Genomic DNA, 11,351 nt, shown 5'->3' on the forward strand with positions numbered 1-11,351 from the left:
TCGCACCGCAGCTTCCGCCTTCGACGTCCGGCCGTTGCCCTTTCCGCCGCGGATGGGCCCTGGCGTCTGGCTCGTCGCCACACCAGCCGCGCGTTTCCCCAAGGAGGCGTCATGACCGGGATTCATGACAAGGCCAATGCGTTAAAACATACATTCGTCTCGGAAGGACGCGTCTTCATCGTACTTTTTATCTATCTGGCGCTCTTGCTTGGAGGATTTGCCTGGTACAAGCGACTTGTCCTCCTGCAATACAAATTTCAATTTCTCCACTACGGCTACAGTATTGTCGAAGCCGCCGTTCTGGCCAAGCTCATCCTGGTGGGCAACGCCTTTGGTCTGACCAAACCTTTTCGCAAGTTGCCCTTGATCTGGACGAGCCTGTTTCAGACCCTGGCGATCAGCTTCCTGGCCATCTTCTTTTCCCTGGAAGAAGAAACTGTCATCGGCCTGTTCCACGGGCAAGGATTGGCCTGGGGCTTTCACGCCATCATGCGGCACAGTTGGCGACAAATCCTGGCGGACTTCATCATCATCTTCATGTCCCTTGTCCCGCTGTTCTCCATTTGGGAACTGGGAAAGGTCCTTGGCCCCAGACAATGTTACGACATGTTTTTCAAGAGACGGCCGCCAAGCGGCTTTTGCCTGATGCCGCAAGCGCCCTCGGCGAGCGCCGCTTCCCGTGACCAAAAGCACTAAGCGTCTGGTGAAAGGCCGGCAGGGCGGGACGGGATCGTCAGCCGGGGCGCACCGCGACAACGCCTACGGGTTGCGACCTGCCCGGTAGGCGCGAGCCTGAAAGACTGCAAGACCATTGGTTTGCCCCGGCACGAAGAAGCAGCGGATGTTCGTGATCCCGTTGACGCGGGACAGGCAGGACCGCAACGGACAGGCGTCCGGGCATTCTCTTTCCAAGAGGCGTGGCGTGGCGTGGCGTGGCGAATAAAACATAACCAGGGGACAAGGTGAAGAAAATGTCTGATCAGATACAGAAGAACACAAAAGGCTCCTGGGGTGTTCTGATGGCGTTTCTGGCCTTGACGCAGATCGGACTCGTGGCCGACAATGTATTGCTTACGAACGCCATGTCCGCCATCGCCAAGAGTCTGCATGCGACCGTATCCGATTTGCAGATCGCCAACCTCATCTATCCGCTGATCAGCGCCCCGGTCATGGTTGCCGCCGGCATTCTGGGCGGCGCGTTCGGCTGGCGAAAGCTCCTGATCGTGGGGTTGGCCATTGTGGTTCTGGCCGAGGCGCTCGCGAGCGTCAGCACGAACATCCTCTTTTTCAACTACATCGCCCGCACGTTGATTGGCATCGGCGCCGGGCTGTGCGTGCCCGCCGTCCTCGGGTACATTACCGACAATTTCAGTCGCGCCCAGATGACGACGTCATTCGCCCTCCTCAGCGCCTCCGTGGCGCTCAGCGCCGCATTGGCGCCGATCGCCAGCGGGATCGTCGTCATGTACCTGAGCTGGCAAGCCGGGTTCGTTATTCTGGCGGCGCTGTTTCTCCTGTGTCTTCTCGGCTTTTTCTTCTTCGCGCCACGCGACGCCGTAAGCGGCGGCGTGGCCAGGTTCGATTATGCGGGATTCATACTGCTCTTTGTCGGCCTGACGACAATATTGCTCGCCCTGTCAAAAGCCAGCACGTGGGGCGTTTTCTTTGCCAATTCACAAGCGCCGTTCTCGATTTACCAGATTTCTCCCTGCCTGTTCTTCGTGCTGGCGGGCATCGCCCTGTTGTGCATTTTCATGCGACACGAAAACCTCCGCGAACATAAATATGGCAAAGACGCTGTCCTGCTGCGATGCGTGCTTTTGACGACGCCCGGCATCCGGGCCGGCCTGTTTATGACCGGCTTTTATTATTACCTGGCCATGGGCGCCGCCTTTGTCCTGGTGCTCTACTTGCAAATTGTCCTTAAGTATAACGCCATCATCTCGGGCGTCATTTTCGCCGTCGTCTCGGTGGGAATGATCGGAGGCTCGCTGCTGACCCCGAAATTCGGCCAGAACTTTTCCCTCAGGGCAATCAGCCTCGCGGGCATTGGACTGAGCACTGTGTCCACCCTGCTGATCGTCATGGCCATCGGCCCGGACGGCTTTTCCTTCTGGCTGTATGTCGGATCGTTCTTCCTGGGAGTGGGCTCCGGCATGGTCACGGCGGAAGCGCCCTACGCCGTCACCTCGGCCATCGAGGACACCTTCCACGACAAACAACTGGCCGGCCAATCCTCGGGCGCCCAGGGGGCGGCGCGCAACGTCGGCCAAGCCATCGGGTTGGCCCTGGTGGGACTGGTGCTTGTTGTCGGGCTGACGACATTCACGAGAACGGAGATCCTGAAGAACAAGTCGTTTCCCCCTTCCGTGGACAACCTGAGCCGCATGGTCGACAGCATGGCTTTCGTGGTGGACGACAATGTCCGGTCATTTCTGAAAGACAGGAATATCGAGGACCAATATATCGAGGAAATCGTCGCCGAATACAACAAGGGACGTATCTTCTCCGTACGCGCATCCCTGTTGCTGCTCGCTGTCGGCGGCGCCTTGTTTCTCCTCCCGGCCATGAGCCTGACCAGTCGCAAGCTCAAGGACATGCGGGACTGACGCACCGTCGCGGAAGGAGACACCATGCGCAAGCTATCCCGACACGCACGCCGTTGCAGCAGCATCCTGTGGCTTCTGCTCTCCCTTTGCCTTTCCGGCAGCGCCCTGGCCGCCGAGAGCGGCGCCAGCCACTACACCCAGGGGGCCTACGGGGACTTCCTCATGGCCTACGTTCCGGGACCCGGATTTTCCGTGCGCAACGATACCATCTACCAGTCCGCCCACATGGACGGCACGCTCAAGGGCGGCCGCGTCTACGCCGGCCTCGACCAGACCATGGTGATGAACATCAGCACGCTCACCGGCATGCTCGAGGTTGAGGCAATCGGCGGCTTTCTTGGCGCGGGCTTCGGCGTGCCGTTCATCGTCAACGAACATGTCACTGGCGACGTGGCGGCGGACTACAACGCACGGTCCCGCCTGACCGGCCATACGTCCGACCGGCATCTGGCTTTCAGTGGCGGCGGGGACCGGGGGGGCCTTTCCGACCTCTTTTTCATGCCGCTCATCGCAAACTGGACATTCGGCGAATGCCATCTGACCGTCATGCCCATGGTGTTTTTGCCAACGGGCTATTACAATAAAAGTTCGCTCACCAACCTTGGCATGCATTACGCCACGTTCGACGGCAACATCGCGTTCACCTGGCTGCGTAACAAGCAATACGAGTTGTCGTTTGACGCGGGCTACATGATCAATACCGAGAACATGGCCACCCGCTATTTATCCGGGAACCAGATCCATGTGGACTGGACGCTGGCCTACCATGTCAATGAACGCCTGGCCTTTGGCGCGGTGGGGTATCTGTTCGCCCAGACGACGCCGGATTCGGGCCAGGGAGCCAGCATGGGCGGTTTTTACTCCTCGGGCACGGGAATCGGCCCGGCCATCACCTACACCGCAACCCTTGGCGGCAAGGAGTTCACGTTGGTGACCAAATGGCTCCACGGTCTGGGCGCCAGCCACAGCTTTCTGGGGGAGACTCTCTACGGCTCGTTCATTGTGTCTTTTTGAGCCTCGGGCGCGAGGTCGAGGCGGCCCCGCTTCCTGCCTGAAAGCAAGCCCTCCGGTTCTCCAGGGCGAGTGGAGAACCGGAGGGCTGGATAACGTCCGGAGAACCGGAGGGCTCCGGGGAAGATTGGGGTTATCTTGGGAGAGATAACCGCCGACGCCACATGGCGAATGCGTTCAACGGGAATTGGCGCGACACGACGCCGGTGTTCTATTTTCCGAATTTGATCCCGGCATCGATCGTCAGCCCCATGCCGACACTCCCGAACCGGTTGCCCGGGACCAGGCGTCCAGCGGGCACAGCATTCCTACAGGCTTGGGCGATAAGCGGAATCGCCGTGCTGCCGCCGGTCATAAAAAGCGTCTGTATCTTCGAAGCGGCTACGCCGGCTCTTTTGAGACATTCCTTGATCTGGAAAACAATGCCGTCTTTTTCCTTCTCGATATCACTTTCGAACTTTTTCCGGGAGACTGAAGCGCGAAGCCCCTTCTCGACATAGTTTAGCGAGACTGAGGCGGCATCCCGTTCCGAAAGCGCAATTTTGGCAGCCTCGACATCACCGGCCAGGCGATGGCCTTCCTGCTTCTGGATAATCCTGACCAGCCGATCCACCAGATCTTGCCGCTGCGCATGGTAGTGAACGTTTTTTACGCCTTGCAACGCTCTGTTGTTATACAAAAAAACTATTTTATGCCATGTCGCCAGTTCGCGATAATAGGTTGGCGGCAGGTCCAATACCGCATCACCGGGAAAAAGGCTCCTGGTCCGCGTCCTGTAGCCAAAAAGCGGCATTATCTGCTCGAGACTCAGTTTCAAGTCCAAATCGGTTCCGCCGATATGCACGCCCGTGTTGGCCAGGATGTCCTGCTTCCTGTCCGCCTTTCCCCGCCTGTCCGGGGAAACCCGAACAACGGAAAAATCGGACGTGCCGCCGCCGATATCGACAATCAAGGCCAGCTCTTCTCTCGTGACCGATTGTTCGTAATCCAGGGCCGCCGCTATGGGTTCATACTGGAAAAACACATGGCGAAAACCGGCCTTTCTTGTGATGTCCTCAAGATGCCCCTGCGCCAGCGCATCGGCCTGCTCGTCGGCGTCCACAAACCGAACAGGACGCCCCATGACGACATTCTCGATGGCATGGCCGACAGTGGATTCGGCCCTGCGCTTCAACTGTTCTATGAAACTGACGATGATATCCTTGAAGAAAATATTTTCGTAGCCCACTTCCGTCGATTCGTTGATCAGCGAGCTGCCAAGGATGCTCTTGAGGGATCGCAGCAAACGCCCCTCACAACCATCCATATAAAACGCTATCGCCTCATTGCCGAACAGCACGCCGTTTTCTTCGGTGTCATAAAAAATGGCGCTGGGAATCGTTTGCCGCTTGCCTTCCAATTCCACAAGACAAGGAGCGCCGTCCCTTAAAAAACCGACAGCGGAATTGGATGTTCCGAAATCAATCCCAAGAGCCACCGACATACCTTCTCCGTATTTATCTCGCGCCAACAGAGTGACCAACGCATGAAACCCGGCTGAAGAAACAAAAAAGCCCCGTTGGCGCTGCGCCGACGCGACCACCTTACGAAATAGGATTTAAAAAGAGTTTCAGGGTATTAAATCACGATCAGGGGATGTCGGGATGGCATGCAGGCGCGCCCCCTGCTCCGCGGTCCGGGAAACAAACCCCGGAAACAGGCGCGAGGCCCCGCCCCGTCCCGAAGTCCCCACGGGATTTCGGTCCCGAAAAAAAGCCGGGGGACAAAAAGCGTTGGTTTCGTTGGCTGTTGTTGGAGCGGGGGAGCTACACTTCCGGGGACGGGCAGGTCAAGCGCTTTTTCCCGGAGGGGAGCCCCGACTGCGACCGGACATCCCTGCAAGCGCGGCGGGCAGAGTTTTGTTGGTTACCCCATATCGTGCTTTCATGAGACATCCCCGCCAGCCGATGGGGCCGTGTCATGCCGTGTCGTCACCCACTTCGATGAGACCCATTTTGACGGCATAATGGACCAGCTCGGCCATATTGGAAAAGCCGAGCTTGCCGAAGATGTTCGAGCGGTGGTTCTCGACGGTCTTTCGGGAAATGTAGAGATCCGCGGCAATGGCCGCGACGCCGCGCCCCTCGGCCAGCAGGCGCAGGATCTGCTGTTCGCGGCGGGTCAGGGTGTCGTAGGCCGGATCGGCGGGCCGCGAGCGATGGGTGGCGTATTCGTCGAGCTTGAGGAGCACCTGGGGCACGATGGCCCCGTCGAGATAGCGATCCCCCCGGGAAACGGCGTCCAGGCCGTGCAGCAGACTGACCGCGGCGGAATCCTTGAGGACATAGCCGAGCGCCCCCAGCCGCAGGCTCTCCGCCACCAGATCCAGGCGCGTGTGCATGCTGACCACGAGGATGCGCGGCGGCACGGGCAAGGCGCGCAACCGCCGGATGACCTCGATGCCGTCGGCGTCGGGCAGGCCGATGTCCAGCACCACGATGTCCGGCGTCTGCGTCCTGGCCAGCTCCAGCGCCTCCCCGGCCGTGCCGGCTTCGCCAAGGACGGCGTAGGCCGATTGCCCGGCGATCAGCGAGCGCAGCCCCTCCCGGAAGAGCGGATGGTCATCGACCAGGAGAATCTTCAGGGGACCTGACATGGGCCTTGCCCCTCCACCGGGACTTCCACCTTGATGCGCACCCCCTTGCCGGGGCGCGCGCGCAGCGTGAACCGTCCGCCAAGCAGCCGGATACGTTCGCCCATGCTCCAAAGCCCCATGTGCTTTTCCGCCAGGGCCTGGGGAAGGCGCACCTGCGGATCGAACCCCTGGCCGTCGTCGCTTATCCGCAGCAGACAGTGGGGATACGAGGCGACCAGCCGCACGGAAATGCTCGAACAGCGGCCATGGCGGCAGGCATTGGCCAAGCCTTCCTGGAGCACGCGGTAGAGATTGATGCTCGTTTCAAAGGGCATACGGAGCGCTTCCATCCCGTCGGCGGAAAAAGCGATGGGCACCCCGTGCCGGGCGGAAAGCTCCTGGCACAAGCGGCAGGCGGTTTCGGCCAGGCCGAGCTGGGTCAAAGCCGGCGGCAGCAGGTTGTAGGCCAGATCGCGTAGCGCCATGACGGCCGTGCCCAGGCGGGTGGAACACTCCCGGACCGCTTCCCGGGCGTCTTGCGCGCCGTCGTCGAGCAAAGGGAGCAGCCCCTCCAGGCGCAGGCGCGTGACGGACAGGAGCTGGCCCACATCGTCGTGCAGTTCGCGGGCAATACGCTGTCGCTCGTGTTCCTGCGCCTTGAGGAGTTCCTGGGACAACCGCCGCAGCCGCTCCTCGTTTTCGCGCGCCTCGATGATTCTCCCGAGGTGGTCGGCGACCGCATCGAGCAGATGGCGTTCCTCGCGCAGGAAAGGCCCCTCGTCGCAGGGCGGCCGTTTGCCCAGATAGCCCACCTCGATGTGGCCGACGGCTTCCCCATGCACCCGGACCGGACTCGACTGCTTCGCCACGGGCCGCCGCGCCGCGGGCGTGGCAAAGCCACGACCGCCGATCGTCAGCTTCACGCAGGCGATTTCAGGATACTGCCAGGCCCGGGCCACGATGCCGCACACGCCGGACAGGATGTCGTCAAGGGCCAGGTCGTGGCGCTGCGACAGCCGCGTGATTTCGTAAAGGCAGTCCAATTCCTTGATGCGTTCGCGCAGGGCCGCCGTGACGTCCTTGGGCGCGGACTCCGGTCCGGCCGAAGTCCGGCGTTGTTCCCCGGCGGCCCCGGCAGCCCCGGCGTCAAGGTCACGTTGCCTTTCGGTCTTCTCCATGCGTCGTTCCGAATCGAATGCGTCCCTGTCGGGACAGGCCGGACCGGCTTTTTCCCCGGTCCGGCGTCGTTTCTTGCCTGTACGCGCCGCCCCCCTGTCAGGAGAGCAGAATGCGCCTGGCTATGGCGTCCTCGGCCTCCGCGACGTAGGCGAGGCCGGTTTCACGCTGGGTTTCCCGGTTCGCGGCCACGATATCCTCCCGGGAAATGGCCGGGGCGGAGAACTTTCGCGCGCCGGCCAGAAGTTGTTGCAGCCCGGCCCCGAGCTTGTCCAGCAAGGTGAAGGTGGCCACGGCCCCGTAAGGGATGCGCTCCATCTCCGCCGGGCCGAGAAGGCTTTGCAGCGTGTGCCAGGTGGCGAAAAGCTGCTCGGGCGCAGTGCCGAGCGACGACACGGATTTCGGCAGGCTCTCCCAGTTGCCATGCACGCGCTCCCGCCGTTCGGGATGCAGGGCCCCCTCGATGTTCGAGCCGAGAAACCCCGGAATCATGATGGCCCTTCCCATGCAGACGAGCTTGGAAAACGGCGCGCCCAGGGCCAGCGCCTTGAACACGTGGTCCTCCCGGGCGAAGCCGCCGGCCAGGGACATGTCCGCCACCGGCTGTCCCGAGGCGGCGAGCAGGGCCGCGTATTCCCGGGCCTTGGCGTGGAGCAGGATGGACGGCACGCCCCAGGTCTCCATCATGTTCCAGGGGCTCATGCCCGTGCCGCCGCCGGAACCGTCGATGGTGAGCAGATCGAGCCCGGCCAGCGAGGCATAGCGGATGGCCATGGCCAGCGCCTCCATGCCGTAGGCTCCGGTCTTGAGCGAAATGCGCTCGAAGCCCAGGCGGCGCAGATAGGCCACCTTTTCCAGGAAGCTCTCCCGCACCTGCCCCTCGCTGGTCGCATCCGTATAGCCCAGCCGGCTGTGACGGGCGAACTCCCGGATCGCCCCGGAGGCGAAGGCCTGGGCCACCTCGGGCAGCTCGGGATCGGGGTCCACGAGATAGCCGCGCTTTTTGAGGAACACAGCGTAGTCGATGTCCCGCACCTTGATCTCGCCGCCGATGTTCTTGGCCCCCTGGCCCCACTTGAACTCGATGATCACGTCCGGGCCGTATTTGTCGATGATGTACTCGGCCACGCCGTTGCGGGAATCCTCGACGTTGAGCTGGACAAGCATCGCCCCGTAGCCGTCCCGGTCCTGATAGCGCCGGTAGATGTCGATGCGGCGATCCAGCTCCGGGGCGAGCCGGAGGCGTCCGCCTTCAAAGACGGCCTGCCGGTCGACGCCGACCACGTTTTCCCCGACCACGATGGGGATGCCGGCCAGGGCGCAGCCCACGGCGAAACAGTCCCAATGGTGCGCCGCGATGAAGGTCGAGCCCAACGCGCCGGTCATGAGCGGAAGTTTGATCCTGGTCTTGCGGGTCCGGCCGAAGGCCGTTGTCAGGTCGACATTGTGGAACAGGCAGTCGTCCGGGGAGGTGGTCAGTCCCGGAGCCAGCCCCCGGGCGCCGTAGAGCCGCCCCTGGATGCGCAGCGTGTCGTAGGAGATGCCGCTCGGGCAGGCGTTCTCCGCCCCGACGGTCACCTTGCCGAAATCGCGCGGATACAGCATGGCCCGGCCGGCCAGGCTCGACAGCCACGTCTCGCAGCGGCCGGCGCAGTCTTCCCGGCACAAGCTGCACAATCCCGATTCCACAGGGGTCCCGCGATTGGCGGTTCCCAGCACGTCGTTGCTCTTTTGCCCGTTTTGCATGTTGCTCCTCGAAGGGTTGCCTGGCGCTCCATCGTAACGGGAGGCCATGAAAAAAGAAACCGGACGCATCTCTAGCATGCTCCCCCTCCTGTCGGTCGATAGGGGGAAGGCGGCAAATTCCGGGAAGCGCTCCCGGAAAACCGGGAATATTTCCCGATAACGGACAGGTGAAAGCCCGATTTCAAAAAGCGTCGGCCGCGCTAGAGGTGAAAAAAACGCCTGGACAAGCGGCGTCAACGAGGACCGGAAGATGGAAGCCAGCCGACGATTGCAATCCCCCACGCGGGATTTTGAAAACACACGGGAGCCCAGGGTTCCACGACGGTTTATCCGGCAAGCCATGGCCAGATGCAGCGTCGCGGGGGGGCTGACGGCCGTGTCCGTTTCCTGCCTGGACGCCATGCGCTGGCACATCCGGCTGACCCCAACGAACCAGGATTCCAGGAAGGAAATCTACATTTCACCCGAGGACGGCGGTCTTTTCTACGTCACGACCGCAGGCGGCAACATGCATATCACCCTCTACAGCGACCTGGGCGAAGACTGCGTGCGCAACCTCGGCGATTGCCTCGTCAAAGCCCTGTGTGACGAGGCGCGCCGCATCGACATCTGGCTTGGCGCGTCCACGCGCATCGCCGCCGCGGCAGGCGGTATGTTCGAAAGCCTCGGCCGCACCCTAGGGGAAAAAGACCGGCGCACCGATGTCACGATTCATGGCCCCGATCAGGCCGCCCGGATGTTGACCAGGGCCTTTGCCCGGGGAGCATCGCGCGCCAACAAACGCGGAGGTCCGTCATGAACGTCTTGTTGTGGTTGCTCGTGCTGGCCATTCTTGCCTGTCTGCCGCGCTTTTTCGCCAGAACGGGACGGCCGGCGCACAGGCTTCTCCCCCGGGATTTCGACTTCGACGTGTACAAGACCAGGGAGCTCAATCTCCGGGGGCTCTTCGACAAAACGACCTGGACACGATGAGTGCGCGACAACGACCTTACGCGCCAGACGCGGCACCGGCGGCCCGGGGCCCACGTCCGGCCGGGACCGCGCATGATCCCCCAGCAAAAGCCAGGGCCAAAGTCCGGCTCCCCGCCCGTGAGCCCTGGCGCAACGGTCGCCTCTCTGCTACCCTCGGGGCCTTGGCGCTCGGTACGTCTTGACCGGCCGGGCGCCAAGGCCCGACACACCTTTGCAAGCAGGAAAGGCCTATGAAAACGTTTATCTTGCTGTTGGCATGCCTTCTTCTTTCGACAGGCGTTTCGTTTGCGCAAAAGGCATCGCAGGATCCGCAGCCAAGCGATAAGGCCGCGAAAACAACCGCCAATCCATCCGGATACAAGTCCTCCCCCCGCCTCAACTACCATAGCAACCAATCGGACAAGGACAACAAGAGCCTTGAGGGGCTCAAACCAATGTTAAATCAGGCGCTTGGAAATAATCAAAATGGCGCCGCAGGTGGGGCGCTCATGCCGACCACCGGAACGTACAGCTTTTAATGTGCCGCATGAAAAAGGATATCCCGCAGCGGGCCACCCTGGCGGACAAGAAGGCCGACGCAAAAGAGCTGTGTCTGGCCCGGCTTCGGTCCGTGCCCCGCGACAAGCGGGACGCTGTCGCCGACGCGATCCTGGCCCTGGCCGATCCCGAATGGTGGGACCGGCGGCAAAAAGGCTCGGAAGTGTTCCTGCTCATCCTGGAGTCGCGCAAGGCCGAGACCATGAAAATCATCCAGGACGCCACCAAGGAGGCCTAACAGCCTGTTCCGAAATCCCTTTTACACCGGCAACCTTCCTGGCCCCTCCGTATTCGAGGATGACACGCGCCTCCTGCCCTGCTAGTACAGAGCATGGAATGGATCTTTATCAGCCTTGCCGTGGGCATTATCGCCCTGGTAGCCATCTTCGCCATAGCGGCCAATCGCTATGACGGTGCGACCGTCCCCGGGCATTTCGATTTCGACCGGTACAAGCAAAACGAACTCTCCAAGCGCGGGCTCTTCGACAAGACGAAATGGCGATGAGCGCCTGCCCCTGGCCGCCGCCAACGCCGGGTATAAATCCTTGGCCTCTTTTCGGGTCATCCCCGGTACAGTAAAGGATTCTGTACGCCACGCAGGCCGGGTCTCGCTGGGAAGCAACCGACAAGAACCCCTAACACACCGCGAAATAAGGCGAAGGCCGCCAAGAAAACCGATCGCCGCA

General features: G+C 61.7%; 12 protein-coding genes. 8 read left to right on the forward strand and 4 right to left on the reverse strand.

Annotation, left to right across the window (positions count from 1 at the left end; genetic code table 11):
* Positions 1 to 111 precede the first annotated feature (111 nt).
* From K9F62_00005 to K9F62_00015, 3 genes are all read left to right on the forward strand, one after another.
* Positions 112 to 696, forward strand: a complete 585-nt coding sequence (locus K9F62_00005; protein UJX41127.1) for a hypothetical protein — start codon at positions 112 to 114, stop codon at positions 694 to 696.
* 275 nt (positions 697 to 971) lie between these two features.
* Entirely contained in the window at positions 972 to 2,609 is a 1,638-nt protein-coding gene (locus K9F62_00010) for an MFS transporter (protein ID UJX41128.1), read from the forward strand.
* A gap of 24 nt (positions 2,610 to 2,633) precedes the next feature.
* Positions 2,634 to 3,623, forward strand: a complete 990-nt coding sequence (locus tag K9F62_00015; protein UJX41129.1) for a transporter — start codon at positions 2,634 to 2,636, stop codon at positions 3,621 to 3,623.
* A 208-nt stretch (positions 3,624 to 3,831) separates the two neighbouring features.
* Here K9F62_00015 and K9F62_00020 read toward each other — a convergent pair whose 3' ends face one another.
* The 4 genes from K9F62_00020 to K9F62_00035 all read right to left on the reverse strand — a co-directional run bounded on the left by K9F62_00020 (position 3,832) and on the right by K9F62_00035 (position 9,156).
* Positions 3,832 to 5,103, reverse strand: coding sequence for an Hsp70 family protein (locus tag K9F62_00020; protein UJX41130.1), 1,272 nt, complete (start codon positions 5,101 to 5,103; stop codon positions 3,832 to 3,834).
* Between the two features lie 474 nt (positions 5,104 to 5,577).
* Positions 5,578 to 6,255: a response regulator transcription factor gene (locus K9F62_00025; protein ID UJX41131.1), complete on the reverse strand. Its 678-nt coding sequence runs from the start codon at positions 6,253 to 6,255 to the stop codon at positions 5,578 to 5,580.
* Positions 6,240 to 7,412 carry a sensor histidine kinase gene (locus K9F62_00030; GenBank protein UJX41132.1) on the reverse strand — a complete coding sequence of 391 codons (1,173 nt, stop codon included), beginning with the start codon at positions 7,410 to 7,412 and terminating at the stop codon, positions 6,240 to 6,242. The genes K9F62_00025 and K9F62_00030 overlap by 16 nt, the downstream gene beginning before the upstream one ends.
* 97 nt (positions 7,413 to 7,509) lie before the next feature.
* Positions 7,510 to 9,156 (reverse strand): FMN-binding glutamate synthase family protein, encoded by a 1,647-nt coding sequence (locus tag K9F62_00035; protein UJX41133.1) that lies wholly within the window; start codon positions 9,154 to 9,156, stop codon positions 7,510 to 7,512.
* Between the two features lie 340 nt (positions 9,157 to 9,496).
* On the opposite strand from K9F62_00035, the gene K9F62_00040 reads away from it, so the two are divergent.
* The 5 genes from K9F62_00040 (at position 9,497) to K9F62_00060 (ending at position 11,170) form a co-directional block, all read left to right on the forward strand.
* On the forward strand, positions 9,497 to 9,955 hold the full coding sequence (locus tag K9F62_00040; GenBank protein UJX41134.1) for a hypothetical protein: 459 nt from the start codon (positions 9,497 to 9,499) through the stop codon (positions 9,953 to 9,955).
* The gene (locus tag K9F62_00045) at positions 9,952 to 10,128 is read left to right on the forward strand and encodes a hypothetical protein (GenBank protein ID UJX43282.1); all 177 of its coding nucleotides are present in this window, start codon (positions 9,952 to 9,954) and stop codon (positions 10,126 to 10,128) included. The genes K9F62_00040 and K9F62_00045 overlap by 4 nt, the downstream gene beginning before the upstream one ends.
* A gap of 230 nt (positions 10,129 to 10,358) precedes the next feature.
* Positions 10,359 to 10,646, forward strand: coding sequence for a hypothetical protein (locus tag K9F62_00050; GenBank protein ID UJX41135.1), 288 nt, complete (start codon positions 10,359 to 10,361; stop codon positions 10,644 to 10,646).
* A complete protein-coding gene (locus tag K9F62_00055; GenBank protein UJX41136.1) occupies positions 10,646 to 10,903 on the forward strand; it encodes a hypothetical protein in 258 nt (85 codons plus the stop codon). The genes K9F62_00050 and K9F62_00055 overlap by 1 nt, the downstream gene beginning before the upstream one ends.
* A gap of 93 nt (positions 10,904 to 10,996) precedes the next feature.
* Positions 10,997 to 11,170, forward strand: coding sequence for a hypothetical protein (locus K9F62_00060; protein ID UJX41137.1), 174 nt, complete (start codon positions 10,997 to 10,999; stop codon positions 11,168 to 11,170).
* The last annotated feature ends 181 nt before the right edge of the window (positions 11,171 to 11,351 follow it).

The organism is Desulfovibrio sp. JY (assembly GCA_021730285.1).
Lineage (GTDB): Bacteria > Desulfobacterota > Desulfovibrionia > Desulfovibrionales > Desulfovibrionaceae > Solidesulfovibrio.